At 63.2% G+C, this 23611-nt stretch carries 22 protein-coding genes; 8 read left to right on the top strand and 14 right to left on the bottom strand.

Going from position 1 to position 23611, the window contains the following annotated elements; translation table 11 throughout:
• Positions 1–129: 129 nt before the first annotated feature.
• From holA to leuS, 3 genes are all read right to left on the bottom strand, one after another.
• The gene (gene holA, locus BLS27_RS21375; RefSeq protein WP_043211196.1) at positions 130–1167 is read right to left on the bottom strand and encodes a DNA polymerase III subunit delta; all 1038 of its coding nucleotides are present in this window, start codon (positions 1165–1167) and stop codon (positions 130–132) included.
• A gap of 42 nt (positions 1168–1209) precedes the next feature.
• A complete protein-coding gene (locus BLS27_RS21370) occupies positions 1210–1815 on the bottom strand; it encodes an LPS-assembly lipoprotein LptE (protein WP_043211198.1) in 606 nt (201 codons plus the stop codon).
• Between the two features lie 61 nt (positions 1816–1876).
• Positions 1877–4483, bottom strand: coding sequence for a leucine--tRNA ligase (gene leuS / locus BLS27_RS21365; protein WP_043211200.1), 2607 nt, complete (start codon positions 4481–4483; stop codon positions 1877–1879).
• 231 nt (positions 4484–4714) lie between these two features.
• Between leuS and BLS27_RS21360 the strand changes: the two genes are divergently transcribed.
• Together BLS27_RS21360 and BLS27_RS21355 are read left to right on the top strand one after the other, a co-directional pair.
• A complete protein-coding gene (locus BLS27_RS21360) occupies positions 4715–5026 on the top strand; it encodes a hypothetical protein (RefSeq protein ID WP_043211202.1) in 312 nt (103 codons plus the stop codon).
• A 132-nt stretch (positions 5027–5158) separates the two neighbouring features.
• Positions 5159–5920 carry a YdcF family protein gene (locus tag BLS27_RS21355; protein ID WP_090346790.1) on the top strand — a complete coding sequence of 254 codons (762 nt, stop codon included), beginning with the start codon at positions 5159–5161 and terminating at the stop codon, positions 5918–5920.
• A gap of 33 nt (positions 5921–5953) precedes the next feature.
• Here the strand turns inward: BLS27_RS21355 and lnt are convergent, their stop codons facing one another.
• The 5 genes from lnt to miaB form a co-directional block, all read right to left on the bottom strand.
• Positions 5954–7471, bottom strand: a complete 1518-nt coding sequence (gene lnt, locus BLS27_RS21350) for an apolipoprotein N-acyltransferase (RefSeq protein ID WP_043211206.1) — start codon at positions 7469–7471, stop codon at positions 5954–5956.
• Between the two features lie 8 nt (positions 7472–7479).
• Positions 7480–8319 carry an HlyC/CorC family transporter gene (locus BLS27_RS21345; RefSeq protein ID WP_043211207.1) on the bottom strand — a complete coding sequence of 280 codons (840 nt, stop codon included), beginning with the start codon at positions 8317–8319 and terminating at the stop codon, positions 7480–7482.
• 21 nt (positions 8320–8340) lie between these two features.
• A complete protein-coding gene (gene ybeY / locus BLS27_RS21340) occupies positions 8341–8814 on the bottom strand; it encodes an rRNA maturation RNase YbeY (RefSeq protein WP_043211208.1) in 474 nt (157 codons plus the stop codon).
• Positions 8807–9805, bottom strand: a complete 999-nt coding sequence (locus BLS27_RS21335; protein WP_043211210.1) for a PhoH family protein — start codon at positions 9803–9805, stop codon at positions 8807–8809. The genes ybeY and BLS27_RS21335 overlap by 8 nt, the downstream gene beginning before the upstream one ends.
• Before the next feature lie 189 nt (positions 9806–9994).
• Entirely contained in the window at positions 9995–11323 is a 1329-nt protein-coding gene (gene miaB, locus BLS27_RS21330; protein ID WP_043211212.1) for a tRNA (N6-isopentenyl adenosine(37)-C2)-methylthiotransferase MiaB, read from the bottom strand.
• 125 nt (positions 11324–11448) lie between these two features.
• On the opposite strand from miaB, the gene BLS27_RS21325 reads away from it, so the two are divergent.
• Positions 11449–11775: a DUF1820 family protein gene (locus BLS27_RS21325; protein WP_043211213.1), complete on the top strand. Its 327-nt coding sequence runs from the start codon at positions 11449–11451 to the stop codon at positions 11773–11775.
• 9 nt (positions 11776–11784) lie between these two features.
• On the opposite strand, the gene BLS27_RS21320 is transcribed toward BLS27_RS21325, so the two are convergent.
• From BLS27_RS21320 to BLS27_RS21305, 4 genes are all read right to left on the bottom strand, one after another.
• Positions 11785–12336, bottom strand: coding sequence for a tetratricopeptide repeat protein (locus BLS27_RS21320; RefSeq protein WP_043211215.1), 552 nt, complete (start codon positions 12334–12336; stop codon positions 11785–11787).
• A 235-nt stretch (positions 12337–12571) separates the two neighbouring features.
• The gene (hemL, locus tag BLS27_RS21315) at positions 12572–13855 is read right to left on the bottom strand and encodes a glutamate-1-semialdehyde 2,1-aminomutase (RefSeq protein WP_090346789.1); all 1284 of its coding nucleotides are present in this window, start codon (positions 13853–13855) and stop codon (positions 12572–12574) included.
• Positions 13856–13870: 15 nt separating this feature from the next.
• A complete protein-coding gene (thiE, locus tag BLS27_RS21310; RefSeq protein WP_090346788.1) occupies positions 13871–14494 on the bottom strand; it encodes a thiamine phosphate synthase in 624 nt (207 codons plus the stop codon).
• 17 nt (positions 14495–14511) lie between these two features.
• The gene (locus BLS27_RS21305) at positions 14512–15312 is read right to left on the bottom strand and encodes a hydroxymethylpyrimidine/phosphomethylpyrimidine kinase (protein ID WP_043211219.1); all 801 of its coding nucleotides are present in this window, start codon (positions 15310–15312) and stop codon (positions 14512–14514) included.
• 265 nt (positions 15313–15577) lie between these two features.
• Here BLS27_RS21305 and BLS27_RS21300 point away from each other — a divergent pair, with 265 nt between their 5' ends.
• The 4 genes from BLS27_RS21300 (at position 15578) to BLS27_RS21285 (ending at position 21584) form a co-directional block, all read left to right on the top strand.
• On the top strand, positions 15578–17569 hold the full coding sequence (locus BLS27_RS21300; RefSeq protein WP_090346787.1) for a sensor histidine kinase: 1992 nt from the start codon (positions 15578–15580) through the stop codon (positions 17567–17569).
• Positions 17570–17663: 94 nt separating this feature from the next.
• Complete coding sequence (locus BLS27_RS21295) at positions 17664–19316, top strand: acyl-CoA dehydrogenase family protein (protein WP_043211221.1); 1653 nt, start codon at positions 17664–17666, stop codon at positions 19314–19316.
• Between the two features lie 138 nt (positions 19317–19454).
• Positions 19455–20942 (top strand): AMP nucleosidase, encoded by a 1488-nt coding sequence (gene amn, locus BLS27_RS21290; protein WP_167358127.1) that lies wholly within the window; start codon positions 19455–19457, stop codon positions 20940–20942.
• Between the two features lie 6 nt (positions 20943–20948).
• Entirely contained in the window at positions 20949–21584 is a 636-nt protein-coding gene (locus BLS27_RS21285) for a pseudouridine synthase (RefSeq protein WP_043211222.1), read from the top strand.
• A 53-nt stretch (positions 21585–21637) separates the two neighbouring features.
• On the opposite strand, the gene BLS27_RS21280 is transcribed toward BLS27_RS21285, so the two are convergent.
• Both BLS27_RS21280 and BLS27_RS21275 read right to left on the bottom strand, forming a co-directional pair.
• The gene (locus BLS27_RS21280; protein ID WP_023378567.1) at positions 21638–21841 is read right to left on the bottom strand and encodes a DUF2788 domain-containing protein; all 204 of its coding nucleotides are present in this window, start codon (positions 21839–21841) and stop codon (positions 21638–21640) included.
• A 54-nt stretch (positions 21842–21895) separates the two neighbouring features.
• The gene (locus BLS27_RS21275) at positions 21896–22372 is read right to left on the bottom strand and encodes an Lrp/AsnC family transcriptional regulator (RefSeq protein ID WP_003249795.1); all 477 of its coding nucleotides are present in this window, start codon (positions 22370–22372) and stop codon (positions 21896–21898) included.
• Positions 22373–22767: 395 nt separating this feature from the next.
• On the opposite strand from BLS27_RS21275, the gene BLS27_RS21270 reads away from it, so the two are divergent.
• The gene (locus BLS27_RS21270; RefSeq protein WP_043211223.1) at positions 22768–23589 is read left to right on the top strand and encodes a DUF6515 family protein; all 822 of its coding nucleotides are present in this window, start codon (positions 22768–22770) and stop codon (positions 23587–23589) included.
• Positions 23590–23611 lie beyond the last annotated feature (22 nt).

Genomic DNA, 23611 nt, shown 5'->3' with positions numbered 1-23611 from the left:
GGGCGCACTGTAAGACCAGGGTAGGGCAGGAGCCAATTGATTGTATTTATGGGCAGATAGGGGCTGTCTTGCAGACTTTTTCAGCCGATTGCTGGCTTCGCCAGCCCCTACAGGAATAGTGCAGATAGCTTACTCGCCAGGCAACGCCAGGCGTTGCCCGGCCATCAGCAGCGCCAGCCGCGCCAGCCCCGTCCAGGGGGAACCTTCGGCCTGACCTTTGATCTGGGCGTCGATGCGCTGAGCATCCTGCAGCAACTGCGCCCAACGCTGCGCGGACAGGCGCTGGAGAGCTTTGCTGACCAGTGGTCGGCGTTTATCCCACACAGGTGGTCGTGCCTGGCTGAAGGCCTTGTCCAGCGGCACGCCTTGGCTGAATTGCTGGGCAAGCCCAGCCAGCAGGCGCAACTCGCGCGCCAGGGCCCAAAGGATGACTGGTGGCTCGACCCCTTCGCCGCGCAAGCCTTCCAGCATGCGCAGGGCGTGGGCCGCCTCGCCGTTGAGGATGGCATCGACCAGCCCGAACACGTCGAAGCGAGCGCTGTCGGCTACGGCAGCCTGCACGGTTTCCACCGTGATCTGGTTGCCTTCGGCTAACAACTTGAGTTTTTCGATCTCTTGGGCGGCTGCCAGTAGGTTGCCTTCGACCCGCGCGGCGATCAGGTCGACCGCGTCACGTTGGGCGGACAGTCCGGCCTGGGACAGGCGCTGATTGATCCACTGTGGCAGTTGCTGCGCGTCGACTGGCCAGATCTGGATGAATTGGCAGTGCTGGCCTTCGATCAGCGCCTTGCCCCATTTGGTCTTCTGCGCGCTGCCGTCGAGTTTGGGCAGGCTGACCAGCAGTAATGTGTCTTCGGCCGGGTTGGCGCAGTACTCCATTAACGCGGCAGCGCCCTTGTCGCCGGGCTTGCCCGATGGCAGGCGCAGCTCCAGCAGGCGCCTTTGGGCGAACAAGGAAAGGCTGGCGCCGGCCTGGAGCAGGGTGCCCCAGTCGAAATTGGCGTCGGCACTGAACACCTGGCGTTCGTCGAAGCCCTGCTGGCGAGCCGCGGTACGGATGGCGTCGGCGGCTTCCTGACAAAGCAGCGGATCGTCGCCGCTGACCACGTAGACCGGGGCCAGGGCACCTTGCAGGTGTTTGTTGAGTTGGGCGGGGGAGAGCTTCATGGTGGATGCGGGGGCACCCAAAGGTGCCCCGTTCGGCCTCGGTCAGTTGGCCGGAACTTCCATTGGGGATTGCTGCGGCGTTTCGTCCTGCTGGCGGCGGGCCGCCTCCTGGGCCTGGGCTTCGGCCTTGGCGCGTTCTTCTGCTTCGCGCTGCAGCTCGTCCAGGTGGCCCGGGGTCAGCATTTGCAGGCGAACGAGCATGGCCTGGACCAGATCGCGGCGCATTTCTTCGCGGGCTTGGGTGGCTTCCTGGTCGGAGCCTGTGATGTTGTCGCCGTCATGCACGTAGATCTTGCGCACTTCGATCTTGTCGCTCAGCAGCGGGATGTCGTTCAGGCCCAGCATGCTGTAATTGAGCACGGTGGTGAGTTCGTATTCGACCGACCGGTTGCCGCCGCTATAGGTGGCGGCGCGCTGGGTTTGCTGCTCGTCGGTCAGCACCAGGCGGTAGGGGGCGCCTGAGTGGACATTGACGCCGTTGCGCTTGAGGGATTCGCGCAGCTCGGTCACGGTCTCGCCATAAGCATTGCGCGCGCGCAGGTCCATTTCCTTGATGCTCAGCTCGGTGGTGCCGGTGCCGCGCAGCTGGAAACCGCAGGCGCTGAGCACGACGGCCAGGCCCATTACCAGCAGATTGCGTTTGATCATGTTGTAGCTCCCTTGTGGGCCAATTCCGCCCGCCCGCAACATGCGCGGGCGGGCGTTGCCATCAGTTGGCGACGATGTTGACCAGCTTGCCCGGCACCACGATGACCTTGCGGATGGTCAGGCCATCGATGAAGCGCAGGACGTTCTCGTTGCTGCGGGCGGCGGCTTCGATCTCTTCACGGCTGGCGCTGGCGGGCATTTCGACCTGGCCACGCAGCTTGCCGTTGACCTGGACCACCAGAGTGATGCTGTCCTGGACCAAGGCGCTTTCGTCTACGCTTGGCCAAGTGGCATCGATCACGGCCTGGTCGTGACCCAGGTGCTTCCACAGCTCATGGCTGATGTGCGGCGTGATCGGGGCCAGCAGCAAGGTCACGGCTTCCAGGCCTTCGTGCAGCAGGGCGCGGTCCTGCTCGGTGGCTTGCGGGGCTTTTTCCAGCACGTTCATCACGGTCATCACCTGGGCGATGGCGGTGTTGAATTTATGGAACTGGCCCACGTCGGTGCTGGCCTGCTTGATGGCGGCATGGATGGCGCGGCGGATGGTTTTCTGCGCATCGTCCAGTACGGCGACGTCCAGCTTGCCCGGCAGGCCCTGGCTCACGTGGGCCTGGGCCAGGCGCCATACGCGGCGCAGGAAGCGGCTGGCACCCTCGACGCCGGAGTCGGACCACTCCAGGCTCATGTCGGGCGGCGAGGCGAACATCATGAACAGACGGCAGGTGTCGGCGCCGTAGGCGTCGATCATGGCCTGTGGATCCACGCCGTTGTTCTTGGACTTGGACATCTTCTCGGTACCGCCGATTTCCACCGGCAGGCCATCGGTCTTCAGGCGGGCACCGATGATCTTGGCCTTGGCGTCACGCTCGACCTCGACGTCCGCCGGGTTGAACCAATCCTTGCCGCCGTTGCTGGCGGTACGGTAGTAGGTCTCGGCGACCACCATGCCCTGGGTCAGCAGGTTCTTGAACGGCTCGTTGGAAGTGACCAGGCCTTCGTCGCGCATCAGCTTGTGGAAGAAGCGCGCATACAGCAGGTGAAGGATGGCGTGCTCGATACCGCCAATGTACTGATCGACCGGCAGCCAGTGGTTGGCCGCTTTCGGGTCGACCATACCGCCTTCGTAGTTTGGCGAGGCGTAGCGGGCGAAGTACCAGGACGACTCGACGAAAGTATCCATGGTGTCGGTTTCGCGCTTGGCCGCGGCGCCGCATTTCGGGCAGCTGCATTCGTAGAATTCAGGCATGCGCGCCAGTGGCGAGCCAGCGCCGTCCGGCACCACGTTTTCGGGCAGGGTGACCGGCAATTGGTCTTCCGGTACCGGCACATCGCCGCAGGTCGGGCAGTGGATGATCGGGATCGGGCAGCCCCAGTAGCGCTGGCGGCTGATGCCCCAGTCGCGCAGGCGGAACTGGGTACGCGATTTGCCCAGCTGCTTGCGGATCAGGGCGGCTTCGATGGCGTCGAAGGCGCCTTCGAAATCCAGGCCGTCGAACTCGCCGGAGTTGATCAGCTGGCCGTGCTCGCCGTAGGCGGCCAGCCACTCGCTGCCCACGTCGTCGCCGGCGCTGGTGCGGACCACAGCCTTGAGCGGCAGGTTGTACTTGTGGGCGAACTCGAAGTCACGCTCATCGTGGGCCGGAACAGCCATCACGGCGCCATCGCCATAGTGCATCAGCACGTAGTTGGCGACCCAGACCGGGAGCTTCTCGCCGGTCAGCGGGTGCTGGACGAACAGGGAAGTGGGCATGCCCTTCTTCTCCTGAGTGGCCATGTCGGCCTCGGCGACGCTACCGCTCTTGCATTCATCGATGAACGCCTGCAGTGCCGGGTTGCCCTGGGCGGCCTGGGTGGCCAACGGGTGCTCGGCGGCGACTGCGACGTAGGTCGCGCCCATCAGGGTGTCCGGACGGGTGGTGAAGACCTTGAGGGTGCCTTCGTGGCCGACGCTCGCCTGGTCGTAGGGGAACTGCACTTCCATGCCGCGGGATTTGCCGATCCAGTTGCGCTGCATGGTCTTGACCTGCTCAGGCCAGCCCGGCAGCTCGTCGAGGCTTTCAAGCAGCTCGTCGGCGTAGTCGGTGATGCGGAAGTAGTACATCGGGATTTCGCGCTTCTCGATCAGCGCGCCCGAACGCCAGCCGCGGCCGTCGATGACTTGCTCGTTGGCCAGTACGGTCTGGTCGACCGGGTCCCAGTTGACGGTGCCGTTCTTACGGTAGATGACGCCTTTTTCGAACAGGCGGGTGAACAGCCACTGTTCCCAGCGGTAGTAGTCCGGCTTGCAGGTGGTGACTTCACGCGACCAGTCGATCGCCAGGCCCAGGCTCTTGAGCTGGGACTTCATGTAGTCGATGTTCTCGTACGTCCACTTGGCCGGGGCGACGTTGTTCTTCATCGCGGCGTTTTCGGCCGGCATGCCGAACGCATCCCAACCCATTGGCTGCAGGACGTTCTTGCCCTGCATGCGCTGGTAACGGGCGATCACGTCACCAATGGTGTAGTTGCGCACGTGGCCCATGTGTAGCTTGCCGCTCGGGTACGGGAACATCGACAGGCAATAGTAGGTGTCCTTGCCTGGCTGTTCGGTGACAGCGAACGATTGTTGCTCGTCCCAGAAGGTCTGGGCGGCGGCTTCTATATCACGGGGCGTGTATTGTTCGTGCATGGCTACTTTGTGCTGAGAGAGATAAGGACCCTGTTTCCAGGCAGCGCAACCTCGCTGCGTCCGGCACTGCGGTGTCGTTGGAGTGAACGCCGTAGCATACATGAGCGCCGCGCATCGTGGGAAACCTTGAATGCGGCTCCGGGGCCGTTGGTCGCGGCACCGGGCTGCTTTTCAGAGTGACGCTAAGCTCATCTTTGGGGGAGATATTCTTATCTTCAATGAGGTGAACGGATGGGAGAGTCGCAGCTACCCGCAATCAAACCGGAGCTATACGAACGCTTGATCGACCGCCTGGGCTTGGCACTCGAAGTGGCCAGGACCTCCGTACGATTACGCGACGAGATGCCAGCTGAACTGGAACTGCGTGGCCTGAGCCACGCCGAGTTCGAAGTGATCAAGGCCTACCTGGAAACCCTCCCGGAAGGTCGTTTCGCCAGCGCCGGTGCTTACCAGCAACCGGAGCCGACGTCGGCGAAGATCGTCTGGCTCAAGGACAAGAAACGCCCCGCCACCACGGCGAGATCCCGGACGCTGTCCCGCTAGCCGTTCTGGATTCCAGGCGCAGACCGTCGTGCGCCGGTACTCAACTTAAACTGCTCATGATCGGCGCCGGACGCGCACTTGTTGCCCGGCGCCGATCCTCTTAGGCTGCACTCCTTTCCAGGAGGACCGTGCATGCCGCTTCGCTATTTCATCAAACAATGGTTGCTGCCTCCCGGCGTGCTGTTTTTGCTCTTGCTGGCAGCTTGGTGGCTGCGCACGCGACGCCCGCGCCTGGCGGCCTTGTGCTTTGCCCTTGGCCTGGGTGGTTTGTGGCTGATGAGCTTGCCGCTGGTGGTGGAACGGGCGGCCCGGCAGTTGGAGACCGAGGCGCCATTGCCGATGGCGCAATGGGCGACCCTGGCAGGGCGAGCCGACGCGATCGTGGTGCTGGGCGCCGGGCGTGAGCGTGGCGACCCGGCCTGGGGAGCAGAGGACCAGCCGACCGGCACCGCTCTTGAGCGCATGCGCTATGCCGCGCAGCTGGCCAAGGCCTCGGGGCTGCCGGTATTGACCACCGGTGGGCTTCACTACGGCACGCCGCCGAGCGAGGCCCAGTTGATGGCCGATCGCATGAAGTCGGACTTCGGCGTTGACGTGCGCTGGAAGGAAGAGGCCAGCCGCACTACTTGGGAGAACGCCCAGTTCAGCGCGCGGCTGGTGCAACCCCAAGGCGTGCGCCGCGTGGTGCTGGTGACCCAAGCCTGGCACATGCAGCGCTCGCGCTGGAGTTTCGAGCAGGCAGGGTTCGAGGTGGTGCCGGCACCGGTCGGATTCCTGGGCAAGGACCATGCGCAGCCGTTCGCCGGCTTGCTGCCCGATAGCCGGGCGGTGTGGCGCAGCGGACAGTTGCTCAACGAGGCGGTGGGGTTGGTGGGGTATCGGTTGTTTTACTGACCACCGCGGGGCCGCAATGCGGCCCCTGGAAGGTCACACGGTCTTGGCGATCCGGCTCGCCAAGAGCGCCCATCCCAGCAGTAGCGCACAGAGAATCGCCAGCGGCCAGGAGCGCCATTGCAGGTAGGGCGTCAGTTGCTGCATTGGCACCACATCCCCGTAGAGGACGGCTTGCTGGAACTGCGGGATCTGCGCAGTGATCTTGCCGAAGGGGTCGATCAACGCGGTGACGCCATTGTTGGTGGCGCGGATCATCCAGCGCCCGGCCTCCAGGGCACGCATCTGGGCCATCTGCAAGTGTTGCAGGGGGCCGATGGAGGTGCCGAACCAGGTGTCGTTGCTGATGGTCAGCAGCAAGTCGCTGCGTGCGGCCAGGCCCGCTGCGAACTCGGGATAGACCACCTCGTAGCAGATGAACGGCGCAACCTGATAGCCCTTGGCCTGCAGCAAGGGCTGGTCCGCTGGGCCGCGGGCGAAGTCCGACATCGGCAGGTTGAAGAACTCGATCAGCCCACGGAGCATGTCCTGCAGCGGTACGTATTCACCAAAGGGCACCAGCTTCTGCTTGAGGTAGGTGCCGTCGCCCTCTCCGGTCACGGTGATGCCGTTGTAGTAGCGGCGCTGGTGGTGCACCACTTCACGCACCGGCACCCCGGTGATCAGCGCCGAATGCCGATCGGCGGCAAAACGCCCCATTACGTCGATGTAGCCTTGGGCCTGGTCCTTGAGTACGGGGACGGCGGTTTCCGGCCAGACCAGCAAGTCCACTGGCTTGGAGCTGAAGCTCATGTCGCGGTAAAGCGCCAGTTGCGCATCGATGTGCGCCGGGTCCCATTTCAGGTCCTGCTCGACATTTCCCTGCAACGCTGCGACCTTCAGTGGATCACCGGAGGGTTGTGTCCAGGCATGCCCCTTGAGCGCCATGCCGATCACCCAGGGCGCCAACAGCACTATCACGCCCACCGCCAGAAACGAGGGACGCTCACGCAGGCGGTGCAGGTTGCACAACAGCGCAGCGCTCAGTGCCAGGACAAAGGAAATCAGCCACACGCCACCCAGCGGTGCCAGACCGGCCAGGGGGCCATCGAGCTGGCTGTAGCCTGCGTACAACCACGGGAAACCGGTCAGGAACCAGCCGCGGAAGGCTTCCTGCAGCAGCCACAGAGCGGCGAAGCACAGGGCATCGGCCAGGGGAGCCTCATTGCGACGCAGCCAGCGCGCCCATAGCCAGGTGGGCAGGGCGAAGAACCAGGCCAGGGCGGCGAAGAACGCCACCAGCAGCGCGATCGCCAGCGCCGGGGAGGCGCCGCCGTAGGTGTTCATGCTGACGTAGATCCACCAGGTGCCGGCACCGTACAGGCCGAAACCGAACCACCAGCCACGCCACATCGCCTGGCGCGGGCTGAGCTCGCGCAGGCCGAGGTAGAGCAGGGCGATGGACAGCAGCGCCAGAGGCCAGATGTCGAACGGCGCCAGGGCCAGGAGGGTCGATGCGCCGGCCGCCAGGGCCAGCAGGTTACCGGGCCAGCCGGGGCGGGTGATCCAACGCATGTTTGTCCTTAACGGGTGATCGGAGTCAGGCGCAGCAAGTGTATCCGCCGGCTGTCGGCGTTGAGAATACGGAACTTGTAGGCCCCGATCTCGGTGGTCTCGTTGCGCTTGGGCAGGTGGCCGAAGGCACTCATCACCAGGCCGCCCACAGTATCGAACTCATCGTCGGAGAACTCCGAGTCGAAGAACTCGTTGAAGTTCTCGATCGGGGTCAAGGCCTTGATCAGGAAGTCGCCACTGGGCAGTGGCTTGATGTAGCTGTCTTCCTCGACATCGTGCTCGTCCTCGATGTCGCCGACGATCTGCTCGAGCACGTCCTCGATGGTCACCAGGCCCGCCACGCCGCCATATTCATCGATGACGATGGCCATGTGGTTGTGGTTGGCGCGGAATTCGCGCAGCAGCACGTTCAGGCGCTTGGACTCCGGCACGAAGGTGGCCGGGCGCAGCAGGTCCTTGATGTTGAAGCTGTCGCCGTTCTCCTTGAGGATCAGCGGCAGCAGGTCCTTGGCCAGGAGGATCCCGAGCACATCGTCATGGCCTTCACCGATCACCGGGTAGCGCGAGTGCGCGGCATCGATCACCGCTGGCAGGAATTCGCGTGGAGACTGGCTGGCCTTGATGCTGATCATCTGCGAGCGCGGCACCATGATGTCACGCACCTGCAGGTCGGCGACCTGGATGGCGCCTTCGACGATGGTCAGCGCTTCGCTGTCGAGCAGTTTGTTCTGATGGGCTTCGCGCAGCAGCTCGAGAAGCTCCTGGCGGTTTTTCGGCTCATGGGCAAAAGCCTGGGTCAGTTTACCCAGCCAGGACTTCTGCCCATTGCTCGATCGGTCTTCGCTCATGGCGGTTACTCGTGATCCTTTTCAGTTGTCAGGTTGTGTGATTTCGTCGTCGGCGTAAGGGTCCGGGTGACCCAATTCCGCCAGCAAGGTTCGTTCCAGGGCTTCCATCTCCTCGGCTTCGTCGTCCTCGATATGATCGTAGCCAAGCAGGTGCAGGCAGCCATGGATGACCAGGTGCGCCCAGTGGGCTTCGAGCGACTTGCCTTGCTCGGTGGCTTCCCGCTCGACCACTGGCACGCAAATGACCAAGTCGCCCAGCAGGGGGATGTCGAGCAGGTCATCGGGAACGTCGGCGGGGAAGGACAGCACGTTGGTGGCGTAGTCCTTGTGCCGGTAGGTGTGGTTCAGCTCACGGCCTTCGGGTTCATCGACCAGGCGAATGGTCATTTCCGAGTCGGCGGTGCGCTGGCGCAGCGCCAGTTCGCACCAGCGACGGAAGGCAGCGTCATCCGGGGCGGCAGCATCCGTGGCCCGTTGCAGGTCGAGTTCAAGCATCTTTGCCGGGGACCTCGGGCTTTGCCTGGCGCGCGTCGAAGCGGTCGTAGGCTTCGACGATACGCTGCACCAACGGGTGGCGGACCACATCCTTGGGCTGGAAGTGGGTAAAGCTGATGCCCGGCACGTCCTTGAGCACTTCGATCACATGGGCCAAGCCCGACTTGGTGCCGCGCGGCAGGTCGACCTGGGTGATGTCGCCGGTGATCACCGCCGTCGAGCCGAAGCCGATGCGGGTGAGGAACATCTTCATCTGCTCAAGGGTGGTGTTCTGGCTTTCGTCGAGGATGATGAAGCTGTTGTTCAGGGTACGACCGCGCATGTAGGCCAGCGGGGCAATTTCGATGACTTGGCGCTCGATCAGCTTGGCCACGTGTTCGAAGCCGAGCATCTCGTAGAGCGCGTCGTACAGCGGGCGCAGGTACGGGTCGATCTTCTGGGCCAGATCGCCAGGCAGGAAGCCGAGCTTCTCGCCGGCTTCCACTGCCGGGCGCACCAGCAGGATGCGGCGCACCTGTTCGCGCTCCAAGGCATCCACGGCGCAGGCTACAGCCAGATAGGTCTTGCCTGTACCGGCCGGACCGATGCCGAAGTTGATATCGTTGGCCAGGATTTCCTTGACGTAGCGCTGCTGGTTGACCCCGCGCGGGCGGATGTTGCCCTTGCGCGTGCGTAGCGACACGCTGACCTCGTTGACCGCTGGGTTGTCTAGGTTCTCGACGGTCGATTCCTGCAGGTACAGGTGGACGGTTTCCGGCGACAGCTCGGAAGCCTTGGCTTCGCGATAGAGGCGACGCAGCAGTTGCTCGGCGGCAGAGGTGGTCTTGGGTTCGCCAATCAGTTCGAACTGGTTGCCGCGGTTGCGGATTTCGATGGCCAGGCGTTGTTCGATCAGGCGCAGGTGCTCGTCGAACTGGCCGCACAAGTTGGCGAAGCGGTGGGCCTCGAAGGGTTCGAGGATGAAACGATGAGGTTGTATGGGTGCGTTCAAGGTCGTTTTTAGCCGCTCGACGGCAATGGAGGTGAACTCAAGAATAACCCCTGAAGGGCAGTGGCGAAAGCACTGAAACGATCAAGGGACAGGTATCTGTGGTGGCGCATTGGCGGGTAGACCCACTCCCACGAGGTTTACCGCCATTCGGTGGGAGCGGGTTCCCCGGCGAACAGACCACCACCATCATCATTCAATCAATGAGCCGACCAGCGAATGGGGCTTGGCCTCTTCGATGCGTACATCCACCAGTTGGCCGATCAGCGCTGGATTGTCGCAGTGGAAGTTGACGATTCGATTATTCTCGGTACGGCCTTGCAGCTTGCCTGGGTCACGCTTGGAGAAGTCGGTGACCAAGATGCGCTGGACACTGCCGACCATGCGTCGGCTGATTTCGAAACCCTGCTGGTCGATGCGGTGCTGCAGCAGTTGCAGACGCTGTTTCTTGACCTCCTCGGGCGTATCGTCCACAAGCTCCGCGGCCGGGGTGCCGGGACGTGCGCTGTAGACGAAGGAGAAGGAAAAGTCGAAACCGACCTCGGCCACCAGCTTCATGGTTTGCTCGAAGTCCTTCTCGGTCTCGCCGGGGAAGCCGACGATGAAGTCCGAGCTGATGCAGATGTCCGGTACCGCAGCCTTGAGCTTTCGCAGCTTGGACTTGTACTCGAGGATCGTGTGGTTGCGCTTCATGGCCGCCAGCACGCGGTCGGAGCCTGCCTGTACCGGCAGGTGCAGGTGCTTGACCAGCTGTGGCACCTCGGCGTGGGCCTGGATCAGGCTGTCGGAGAATTCCAGTGGGTGCGAGGTGGTGTAGCGGATCCGTTCGATTCCGTCGACTGCCGCCACCACACGGATCAGCTCGGCGAGGTCTGCCAGACGGCCATCGTGGGTCAGGCCGCGATAGCCGTTGACGTTCTGGCCCAGCAGGGTGATTTCGCGCACGCCATTCTCGGCCAGGTGGATGACCTCGGCCAGTACGTCGTCGAAGGGGCGGCTGACCTCGGTGCCACGGGTATAGGGCACCACGCAGAAGGTGCAGTACTTGCTGCAGCCCTCCATGACCGAGACGAATGCCGTCGGGCCGTCGATGCGGGGCTCGGGAAGGTGGTCGAACTTTTCGATTTCAGGGAACGACACATCGACTTGCGGTACCCGAGTGATGCGCGCGGCGTCGATCATTTCTGGCAGACGGTGCAGGGTCTGCGGACCGAACACCACATCGACGTAAGGCGCGCGCTTGCGCAGGGCCTCGCCTTCCTGGCTGGCCACGCAACCCCCGACGGCGATGACCATGTCTGGGTTGCGGTCCTTCAGGGCGCGCCAGCGGCCGAGCTTGGAGTACACCTGATCCTGTGCTTTTTCGCGGATCGAACAGGTGTTGAGCAGGATGACATCGGCGTCGTCGGGGCGCTCGGTGACTTCCAGGGCCTGGTGTTCGCCCAACAGGTCGATCATGCGCGAGCTGTCGTACTCGTTCATCTGGCAACCGTGGGTTTCAATGTAAAGCTTCTTGGCCATGGCAAATCATCTGCTGCGGGTGCTGAAAGGCCGCACATTATAGAGGTGGCACCGGGTGCTTAACAGGGCAAGCGGTCTGCTATGATGCCGGCCATTTTCCTAACACGGTGTCGTCTTCTTCGATCATGAGCAAACGCGAACCCGCCATCTATAAAGTGATCTTTCTCAACCAGGGCCAGGTCTTCGAGATGTATGCCAAGCAGATCTACCAGAGCGACCTGTGGGGCTTTCTTGAAATCGAGGAGTTCGTTTTCGGCGAGCGCACCCAGGTCGTAGTCGACCCCAGCGAAGAGAAGCTCAAGGCGCAGTTCGAAGGTGTGGTGCGCAGTTTCGTGCCGATGCATTCGATCGTGCGTATCGACGAGGTGGAGCGATTGGGGACGGCGAAGATCAGCGAGGCCAAGGGTGGCGGTAACGTGATGCCGTTCCCGATGCCAATGCCGGAGAAGTAGGTCGGCCCGTCAGGGCAGGGGGGAGAAGGGTGTGCGCCCTTCGGCGTTTTGCAGCTCCAGCAGGTATTTGCGGAAAATCTGGCCGAGCACCTGGGTGGCGTGTTCGAGTTCATCGCGGGGCATCTGCTCGGTGACTTCGTCGGCCAGGTCCAGGGCGTCTTCGTCGCCATTGACCGCTGCCATTTTCAGCAGAATGTAAGCCTGAACGTTGTTGGCCGGAACGCCTTCGCCATGGAAGAACATCGAGCCGAGACGGTATTGCGCCTGGGCCTGGCCTTGCAATGAGGCCTTCTCGAACCAGTTGACGGCCTTTTTCAGGTCTTTGGGTGCCTGGTTGCCACTGTAGTAGAACTCACCCAGCTCGTATTGCGCCTGGGCATCGCCCGACTCCGCCGTCCGTTCGCAAGCCTTCAGGGCGTTCTGCAGGTCCTCTGGCTGTGTGTCGAAGGTGCAGCGTCCCGTCGCTGGAATCAGCAACGAGTTGCCACCCTCTGCCAAGGCCAGCAGGGGCTGAAGAAGCAGCAGGCAGCCCAGGGTAAGGGCGCGGCCGGTGCGGTTCATGGGGATCGACTTACCTCTGCAAAGCTGCGGCCAATGTCTCTGGTGGCACATTATGGGATAAGCAGCGCCTACCTTACAAAGTTTTACTCGAAATTCTGTATTGAGAAGCCTTTGTCGATTGCACAGCATTTATCGCCTGCCTCGGCTTCTTCGCGGCTGTACCCGCTCCTACAAGTCATGCGTTGAACCTGTGGGGGCGGGTATGCGTGCGCAGAAGCCGATGCAAGGCGGGCAATCACTTCAGTGCAGCGAAGGCTTTTTCGGCGGCGTCCAAAGTGATCTGCAGCTCCTTGTCGCCGTGGGCAATGGAGGTGAAACCCGCCTCGAAGGCGCTTGGTGCCAGGTACACGCCGCCCTCGAGCATCAGGTGGAAGAAGCGCTTGAAGCGTTCCACGTCGCTGCCCATCACGTCATCGAAGGTGACGATGTCGTCGGCACCGCTGAAGTACAGGCCGAACATGGCACCGGCCTGGGTGGTGACGAACGGTACGCCAGCGGCATCGGCACGCTGTTGCAAACCATCCAGCATGCGGGAGGTGAAGGCGGTCAGTTCGTCGTGGAAGCCTGGGCGGCTGATCAGCTTGAGCGTGGTCAGGCCTGCCGCCATGGCCAACGGGTTACCCGACAGGGTACCGGCCTGGTAAACCGGGCCGAGCGGGGCGATGCATTCCATGATCTCGCGCTTGCCGCCGAAGCAGCCAACCGGCATGCCGCCGCCGACGATCTTGCCGAATGTCGACAGGTCCGGCTTGATGCCGTAGTAGCCCTGGGCGCCGCCGAGGGAGACACGGAAACCGGTCATCACTTCGTCGAAGATCAGCACCACGCCGTGTTTGTCGCACTGCTCGCGCAGGCCTTCGAGGAAGCCCGGAGCCGGCGGTACGCAGTTCATGTTGCCGGCGACGGGTTCGACAATGATGCAGGCGACGGTCTTGCCGACTTCGCTCAGGGTCTTCTCGACGGCGGCGATGTCGTTGAACGGTAGGGTCAGGGTGTGCTTGGCGAAGTCCGCCGGCACACCGGCCGAGCTCGGTACGCCCTGGGTCAGCAGGCCGGAGCCGGCCTTGACCAGCAGGCTGTCGGAGTGGCCGTGGTAGCAGCCTTCGAACTTGATGATCGCATCGCGGCCGGTGTAGCCACGGGCCAGGCGGATGGCGCTCATGGTCGCCTCGGTACCTGAGCTGACCATGCGCACCATCTCCATGGACGGCACGATCGAGCAGACCAGGTCGGCCATCTCGGTTTCCATGGCGGTCGGGGCGCCGTAGGACAGGCCGTGTTCGAGTTGCTTGCGTACCGAGGCCAGGACGTCCGGATGGCCGTGACCCAGAATCATCGGGCCCCAGGAGCCTACGTAATCAACGTAGCGCTTGTCGTCTTCGTCGACGACATAGGCGCCTTCGGCATGTTTGAAGAACAGCGGGGTGCCGCCGACGCTGCGGAAGGCGCGGACCGGCGAGTTCACACCACCAGGGATGTGCTTCTGGGCTTGGGCGAACAGGGATTCGGAACGGGACATGGGATTTCTCTCGAATCAGGAAGCGAACAGGGCATTGAAGGCGCGGGCGCGGCGGGTGACTTCCTGCGCGCTGTCGACACCGAACAAGCCATGGATCACCGCCAGCAGGTCGGCGCCATGGGCGACCAGGGGGGCGGCGTTGTCGAGGGTGATGCCGCCGATCACGGCGATCGGCAGTTGCACGCGGGCACGGGCCTGGGCGAGCAGGGCGATGTCGGCCGCTGGCGCGCCGGGCTTGGTGACCGAATTGAAGAAGCGACCGAAGGCCACATAGCTGGCGCCCTCGGTGGCGGCCTGCTCGGCCAGCTCGAGCTGGGCATGGCAGGTGGAGCCGATGATCGCATCGCGGCCGAGCAGGGTACGGGCCGGGGTCAGGGGGCCGTCGGTCTGGCCCAGGTGCACGCCGACGCCCAAGTGCGCGGCCAGTGGGGCGTCGTCGTTGATGATCAGTTGCGTGCCGTAGCGCTCGCAGAGCTTGAGCAGGCCTTCGGCTTCGTGCAGTCGGCGTGCTGCGTCGTCGCTCTTGTCACGATACTGCAGCAGGCAAACACCGCCTTCGAGGGCTGCCTCGACGTGGGAGAGCAAGCGACCGGCGAGCAGTTGGCTGTCGGTGATCGCGTACAGACCGCGTAACTTCATCTGTCAGGCCTCATGGATCAGGAGCAGAAGTCCAGGGGCAGCCGGCGAGGGACGAACTGCCCCTTGCCCAGTTGCTCGGCGTCGCGCAGCGTGCGCCAGGTGTAGTCCAGGGCGCTGCGCACTGCACTTTGCAATTGCTCACCCAGCGCCAGTCGGCCCGCCAGGGCGCTGGCCAGGGTGCAACCGGAGCCATGGTAGCTACCCGGCAGGCGTTCGCAGGTCCAGGTGTGCTGTTGACCGTCGCGGCTATAAAGGCGGTTATGGATTTGTGCCTCGTCACCGTGACCGCCGGTAATCAGAAGATGTCTACAGAACGGCAAAAGTTTCTCGGCGCATTCGTCCGCGGTGCCTTCGGGCAGTTCAGCCAGGATCCGGGCTTCGGGCAGGTTCGGCGTGGCGATGGTGGCCAGCGGCAGCAGGCGTTCGCGCAGCGCATAGCCGACTTCGTCCTTGCCCAGCCGGCCACCGCCACCGGCGCGCAGAACCGGATCGCAGACGAGTGGCAGGTGCGGATGGGCGGCCAGCAGTTCGGCGACGGTATCGACCATTTCGATCGAGCCGAGCATGCCGAGCTTGACCGCTGCTACGGTGGAGTCGGCCAGCACGGCGTTGGCCTGTGCCAGAACCCACTCGCGGTCCAGCACGCGGAAGTCGGAAACGTTGACGGTATCCTGCACGGTCAGGGCGGTCACGGCAGGTGCGGCGTGACAGCCTTGGGCGATCAGGGCTTCGATATCTGCCTGCAGGCCGGCGCCGCCACTGGGGTCGTGGCCGGAAAGACAGAGGACAACGGGGCGGGAGCTGTAGGTCATGTTCATGGTCGGCGAGCTTACCACCAAACCTGTGGGGGCGAATCGCCCTGCTGATGGCTTTTGTTGATCAAGTGGTCAGATTTTTGTGTTTTGTCTTTCTGTAAGCATTGAGATAGAGCCTTTACTTTGAAATTTGAAGTGGCTGGTTGCCCTGTCCGAAGGCTATGCTAGAGTGCTCGGATAACTCGACAAATAGGCGCTGCCGGAATTCGTCGTCTCAAAGGGAAGGGAGGCCACCACGACGCGACTGGACAGGCCATGCTGGGGCTGTATGCGCTACTTGCTGATCATGCTTTTGGGCTGTGTGCCCCTGTTCGCCGGAGCGGTCGATTTCGACAGCGCCACCCGGTACCTTCCATTGGGTCAAGTCATGCAGGTCTTCGAAGACCGCGATGGCAGCGCCAGCATCACCCAGGTCAGTTCGCCGGCGTTCGCCAGCCGTTTCCGGCAGCATCGTGAGGATGTCCTGAACGCGGGCTATTCCACTTCGGTGTTCTGGCTGAAGATCGACCTGCGCAACATCAGCCCACCTACCGCACCTTCCCGTCAGTGGCTGTTGGAGTTGGCCTATCCACCGCTGGATCACCTGGATCTCTATCTGCCTGATGGCCATGGCAGTTATCGTCTGGTTCAGCGCACAGGCGATGCCTTGCCCTATGCCAGCCGGCAGATCCGCCAGAACAACTATCTATTCGAGCTGCCTTTGAACCCAGGTCAGGCGACCACGGCCTACCTGCGTTTGCAAAGCCAGGGATCGATCCAGGCACCGGTGGCGTTATGGTCAACCGAGGCTTACATGGAAGAGCAGCCAACTCGCCTCTATGTACTGGGCATGATCTACGGCGTATTGCTGGTGATGCTGGTTTACAACCTCTTCATTTACCTCAGCGTCCGCGACGTCAGCTACCTGTATTACATCCTCTATATCGCCTCATTCGGGCTCTACCAAGTCTCGGTCAACGGCGCGGGTGTCGCTTATTTTTGGCCGGACAGCCCTTGGTGGGCCAATGCCGCCACGCCGTTGTTCATTGGTGCAGCGGGGCTGTTCGGCTGCCAGTTCGCCCGGCATTTCCTGCAATTAGGCGGCCTCAGCCGTGGCTTCGACCGGCTGTTGCTGGGATTGATGGCCGGTGGAGGGCTGATCATGGTGCTGGCAGTCACCATGCCCTACGGCCTGGCTTTGCGTATGGCGACGCTGTTGGCGCTGCTGTTCACTGTAAGCATCTTCACCGCCGGGCTTTATGCCTGGTGGCATGGAGTACGGGTGGCGCGCTGGTTCATCATCGCCTGGACCGCGTTCCTCCTGGGCGGGCTGGTCAATACCTTGATGGTGCTCGGTTACCTGCCGAACGTATTCCTGACCATGTATGCCAGCCAACTGGGCTCGGCCTTGGAAGTGGCGTTGCTGTCCCTGGCTCTGGCCGATCGTATCAACAGCCTGCGCGAACAGCAGGCCCAGGCCTTGCGCGACACTGGCCGCACCCTGGAGCAGCTCAACCAGCAACTGGCCCGAAGCAACCGTCTGAAGGACGAGTTCCTGGCCACGGTCACCCATGAGCTGCGTACACCGATGAACGGCGTGATCGGCTCGCTGGAGCTGATGCACACCCTGCCGATGACGGCCGAGCACGCCCAGTATCACCGCACCGCCACAGGTTCCGCCCAGGACATGATGGCTATGGTCGACGACATCCTCGTGCTCACCGAGCTGCAGGCGGGGCGTCTGCGGCCCCATGCCGCGCCCTTCAGCCTGCGCCGGCAGTTGCAGGAGCTGCGGGCAGGCTTCGCCGGGCGTGCCCTGGGCAAAGGCCTGTACCTGAGCCTGGATATCCCAGCGGAGCTGCCCGACGAGCTGCTTGGCGATGCGCAGAAACTGCTGCGCTGCCTGGCCTGTCTGGTGGACAACGGCCTGAAATTCACTCACCAGGGCGGCGTGGTGATTCAGGTGCGGGGGCGCAGGCTCGGGCCAGACAACCTGGCGTTGACCTTCACCGTCAGCGACAGCGGCATTGGCTTCGACGACTTGGACCAGGCCATCCTCTACCAGCGCTTCTTCCAGGTCGATGGCTCGATGACCCGCCGTTATGGGGGGCTGGGCATCGGGTTGTCGATCTGCCGTCAGCTGGGCGAGCTGATCGGCGCCCGCTTGGCCCATGAGTCGACCCGCGGGCTGGGCAGCCGCTTCGAGCTGTCCTTGAACCTGTCCGTAGCCCAGGCGCAATGGCCGTCCGGCCGGTTGGCCTCGGGGGCAATGGGCGGTTAAGGACGGGCGAGTTAGTCGTTTTTGACACTTTGACTGACCTTCAAGGAGTGCTTCACTGGGGCTTTCAGGCATGACCGGATCCAGGGAGCCCCCGATGAACCTGCACCAGTTCGCTGAAACCCACGAAGTCACTAACCAGCCGCCGTCGCTCGACGGCGCCAACCTGTACCGCCTCGACCAGCCATTGCAGGAGTGGTCCCGGCGCTTCGGTGCCGGCTGGGCCGAGTCGCGGATCGACGCCTACGGTGCCTTGGCCGGCGGCCCACTGATGGCTGCGGGTTTTCTGGCCAATGCCCACAAGCCGGAGTTCAGCAGTCATGACCGTTATGGTCACCGCATCGACCTGGTGACATTCCATCCGGCCTATCACGAGCTGATGCGCACGGCGGTCGAGCATGGATTGCCTTCTTTGCCCTGGGCCGAACCTCGTCCCGGCGCCCATGTCGCGCGCGCTTCGATGACCTACCTGCACAGCCAGGCAGAAGCAGGCACTGGCTGCCCCCTGACCATGACCTTCGCTGCGGTGCCGGCCTTGAGACTGCAGCCGGAGCTGGCCGAATACTGGTTGCCCAAAGTACTGGCGCGCGAGTACGACCCGCGAAACGTGGGCGACCGGCACAAAGCCGGGGTGACCCTCGGCATGGCCATGACCGAGAAGCAGGGCGGCACCGATGTGCGGGCCAACACCACCCGGGCCTATCCGGTCGGAGCCCCGGGCCCGGGCCAGGCGTACGAGCTGGTCGGCCACAAGTGGTTCTGCTCGGCACCAATGTGCGATGCCTTCCTGACGCTGGCCCAGACCGACAAGGGCTTGAGCTGCTTCCTGCTGCCACGCCACCGCCCCGACGACACGCACAATCAGTTCTATATCCAGCGTCTGAAGAACAAGCTCGGCAACTGCTCTAATGCTTCCAGTGAAGTGGAGTTTCGCGGCGCCCTGGCGTGGATGATCGGTGAAGAGGGGCGTGGAGTGCCGACCATCATCGAAATGGTGGCCATGACTCGTTTCGATTGCATGGTCGGCTCCAGCGCTTTGATGCGACAGGCGCTGACCCAGGCCGCGCACCATTGCGCCCATCGCAAGGTCGGCGGGCGCATGTTGAGCGAACAGCCATTGATGCAGAACGTGCTGGCCGACCTGGCATTGGAAAGCGAGGCGGCACTGGCGTTGAGCCTGCGCATGGGACAGGCGCTGGACCAACTGGACGATCCACAGCAGGCGCATTTTGCACGCCTGGTGACCGCCGTGGGTAAGTACTGGATCTGCAAACGCGCTCCGGGAATGATCAACGAAGCTGCCGAATGCCTGGGCGGTGCGGGCTACGTGGAGGACAGCATCCTGCCGCGCCTTTACCGCGAGGCACCGGTCAACTCCACGTGGGAGGGCTCGGGCAATGTGCAATGCCTGGATGTGCTGCGCGCTTTGTCCAAAGAGCCGGGCGTGCTCGACGCATTGTTCGCCGAACTTGGCGATGGCCACGGCGACCCGCGCCTGGCGGCGCATATCGGCAACCTGAAGGGCGCATTCGCCGATACCGGTGATATCCAGTACCGCGCCCGGCAACTGACTGAAGACATCGCCGTGGCCTTGCAGGCCAAGTTGTTGCTCGAAGCGGGCAATACGACGGTCAGTGACGCCTTCATCGCCAGCCGGTTGGGCGCGGGTGGGCGGGTCTATGGGGCATTGCCAAGGGGTGTCGATGCGCAGGCGTTGGTGGCGCGGGCGACGCCGGTCTGGTCGGCCTGAGGCGCCCTGTTCGCCGGCAGGCCCGCGCCCACAGGGACCCCGTGCGGACCAGGTAGGAGCAGGTGTGTCAGCGGTGAGGGCGAATACGATTGTCAAGGATGTAATTGCAACAGAAGGCAGGCAAGATGGAAGTCATGCATGTCAGAAGACAGGAAGACCAGCGTGAGCCAAGCGTTTGTAGTCGTTGATACACCTGAACAGGCCGTCGATCGTCTGGCGGCCTTGCATGAACAGGCCACCGGCGCCCTCAGCCAGGCCCTCAAGCGCTACCTCAAGGACCGCACCGAGCCGGACGACGACCAGCGGGCGCTGTTTCGTTATCCCGCCCTGCGCCTGACCTACTACAGCCATGGTGAAGTGGCCGCCACCACCCGGGCCTATGCCAAGGTGCAGGTGGCAGGTACCTACAGCGTCACCATCACTCAGCCGGCGGCGTTTCGCGGTTACCTGCTCGAGCAACTGCGACCGCTGATGCACGACTACACCGTGACCCTGGAAGTGGGCGTCAGCGAACAGAACATTCCTTACCCTTATGTGGTCGACCAAGGCGATGAGCTGGCCGGCAGTGGCATCACTGCCGCCGAGCTTGCGCGGGTCTTCCCAAGCACCGACCTGTCGGCGGCCACCGACAACATCGCCGACGGGTTGTGCGACTGGGGCAGCGCCGAAACCCTGCCACTGGCACTGTTCGATGCCGCCCGCGTGGACTTCTCCCTGCGACGCCTGGTGCATTACACCGGCAGCGACTGGCGGCATGTCCAACCGTGGATCCTGCTGACCAACTACCATCGCTACGTCGACCAATTCATCGGTCATGGCCTGGAGCAACTGCGTCAGGATTCGCGCTTCGTGCGTATGGTCCTGCCGGGCAATGTCATCATCGAAAAGGGCATGGACGACGACGAGACCCAGGCCTTGGTGGCCAGTGTGGTCTGGCACCGTTACCAGATGCCGGCTTACCACCTCATCGCTGCCGATGGCGATGGCATCACTCTGGTCAATATCGGCGTCGGCCCGTCCAATGCTAAGAACATCACCGATCACCTGGCCGTGCTACGCCCGCATTGCTGGCTGATGATCGGCCACTGCGGAGGCCTGCGCCAATCGCAGACCATCGGCGACTATGTGCTCGCCCACGCCTACATGCGTCGCGATGGCATTCTCGATCGGGTGGTGCCGCCGAATATCCCGATCCCGGCCCTTGCCGAAGTGCAGTTGGCACTGCAGGAGGCCGCGGCGCAGGTGACCGGCGAGCGTGGCGAGCAATTGAAAAAGCGCCTGCGCACCGGCACCGTGCTGACCTACGATGACCGCAACTGGGAGCTGCGCTGGGCCCAGGAGCGACCGCTGATCAACCTGTCCCGCGCCGTGGCGGTGGACATGGAGAGCGGCACGATCGCTGCCCAGGGGTATCGCCTGCGGGTGCCTTACGGCACCTTGCTGTGCGTTTCGGACAAACCGCTGCACAGCGAGATCAAGCTGCCGGGCTCGGCCAATGCCTTCTATAATCGTGCGGTCAGTCAACATCTTAAGATCGGCATCGCGGCCCTGGATTTGCTGCGTACCGAGCTCAATTCGCTGCACTCGCGTAAACTGCGCAGCTTCGATGAGCCGCCGTTCCGCTGAGGATCCATGTCCCTGCCACCCCGTTCCAAGCCGCGCCGTCCCCAGGCGCGGCCCACAGGTCCGCGCCGCCAGCCCAAGGCGCCGCCGGCCGAACCCCGCCTTATCCTGTTCAACAAACCCTTCGACGTGCTGACCCAGTTCAGCGATGGCGAAGGGCGCGCGACGCTCAAGGACTACATCGACATTCCTGGCATCTATCCGGCCGGGCGCCTGGACCGTGACAGCGAAGGCCTGCTGTTGTTGACCAATGACGGTCGGCTGCAAGCGCGCATCGCCGATCCCAAGCACAAGTTGCCCAAGACCTATTGGGTGCAGGTGGAAGGTGAGCCGAGCGAGGCGCAACTGCAGCAGTTGCGCGAGGGGGTCGAGCTCAACGATGGGCCGACACTGCCCGCCGAGGCCCGGTTGCTTGAGGAGCCAGTGCTTTGGCCGCGCAATCCACCGGTGCGGTTTCGCAAGAGCGTACCGACTCATTGGCTTGAGCTGGTGATTCGAGAAGGGCGCAACCGCCAGGTGCGACGCATGACGGCGGCAGTGGGGCTGCCCACGCTACGGTTGGTGCGGGTGAGGATCGGCGATTGGGCGCTGGATGGGCTGGAGCAAGGGTGCTGGCGGGAGGTTGCGCCGAAGCTACTTCGTTAGGCGGCTACTGCGCAGCCCATCACAGTCTCTGGCCAGCGCTCCTCCCCGTGCGGCTAGACCCCTTCGAGGAACCCTACCACCACGCTCTTGATGATGAAGGCCAGCACACCCAGGCCCAGGACGAAAAACAGAATCAAGGTGCCGAAGCGGCCTGCCTTGGACTTCTTTGCCAGGTCCCAGACGATGAATCCCATGAAACCGATCAGCACGGTCACCAGAACGATCATCATCCATTCTTCGAATACGGCGGGATCCATCAGTGTTCTCCAGGCAGGCTGAGCGCCGATTATAAGCGGGGCGGCAGGGGACGGTCAGCGCAGATGCGTCAACGGCAGTTCAGTGCTGGCCAGCACTTGGTTGAGCACGAAGCTCGAGCGCACGCTGGTGACGCCTTCGATGCGAGTCAGGCTGCCGAGCAGCAGTTTCTGGTAATGGTCCATATCCGGGACCACGACTTTCAGTTGATAGTCGGCATCCATCCCAGTGACCAGGCTGCATTCGAGCACCTGGGGCAAGTTGCGAATGGCGGCCTCGAAAGTCTCGAAGCGCTCGGGGGTGTGGCGGTCCATGCCGATCAGCACATAGGCGGTCAGGCTAAGGCCGAGCTTCTTGCGGTCCAGCAAGGCTACTTGGCGGGAGATGTAGCCGTCGTCTTCCAGTTGCTTGACCCGCCGTGAGCAAGGGGAGGGGGACAAGCCGATACGTTCGGCCAACTCCTGATTGGAGATGCGGGCGTCGCGCTGCAATTCGGCAAGGATGCTCAGGTCATAGCGGTCGAGCTTGCTCATGGAAATGGCCTTTTCTGTTCGGATTGCTGCGAATTATCAATCCAGGGTTAAAAATTGCGCAAGTGCTATTTATCTGAGCAATATTCGCAATCCTCTGCTCCGCCGCCTCCCGTATCGTTACCAACAGAATCACTGCCCGGACAACAGTCCACGGCGACCGGCCTCAGGAAGGCCGTCGCGGCCAGCCATCCAACAGGATCCGCCAGGCCCCCGGGCTACGCACCGTCCAGAAGACGATGTGAGGTGAGCCGACGCCACAAGCGCCGAGCACGGACGACAATTCCCAAAGGGAGGCCATGGCCTCCCTTTTTTCATGCCCGGAATCATCTGCATCTGCCCTCGCCGCGATAGACTGCATGCAGTTCCAATGCAGTTCTTACCATCGAGAGGGCAACATGAGGTCGCGCATCCGGCAATGGGCAGGTGTTGGTTTGCTGGGCCTGGGCATCAGCCTGGGCGCATGGGCCCAAGGGGCAGGCGAGGGGCAGGGCGCGCAGGACCCCAACGGCGCGACCATGGGCCGCTCGCCACTCAATTCGCGTGACGAGGTGCGCCAGACCCAGCCGCCGCGCCAGGGGTATTACCAGGACATCCCCCGGCGCAATGGCGGCTATCACTGGGAAGCGGGTGGGCCTGGGCAGCGTCCCGGTGGAGACTGGCCCGGGCGTCCCGACGGCCATGGCGATGGCTGGGGGCCTGGCCCGCAGTACCATCCCGGACACAGGATCGACCACTTCCCGGACCGTTATTGGAAGGTGCCCCATCAGGGGCAGGACTACTACTATTCCAGCGGCTACTGGTATCGCCCGCAAGGCGGCGCGTATGTGCTGGTAAGGCCACCCTATGGCGTGCGGGTCGGCTACCTGCCGGTCTACGCCCAAGAGGTCTGGTTCGATGGCACGTTGTTCTTCCAGGTCTCGAACACCTATTACCAATACCTGAGCGACAGCCAGGAATATGTGGTGGTCAATCCCCCCAACATCCTGCCCGCGCCGGGGCCGCAGTTGAGTACTGGATATGACGTGATCGCCCATCCGTTGTCCGGGCAAACGCCTCGGCAGCAGAACCAGGACCGTTATGAGTGTCATCGCCAGGCCGTGCAGCAGTCCGGTTTCGATCCGGCCGCGGCGGCCGTCGCGCCACCAGCCCATGTGGCCGATGCCTACCATCGGGTACTGGCCGATTGCCTCAGTGCCCGGGACTACAGCGTGAATTGAAGGCTGCGGACCTGATCGACGG

The organism is Pseudomonas guariconensis, from assembly GCF_900102675.1.
Classification (GTDB): domain Bacteria; phylum Pseudomonadota; class Gammaproteobacteria; order Pseudomonadales; family Pseudomonadaceae; genus Aquipseudomonas; species Aquipseudomonas guariconensis.
This window is presented reverse-complemented; position numbering and strand designations above follow the sequence as displayed.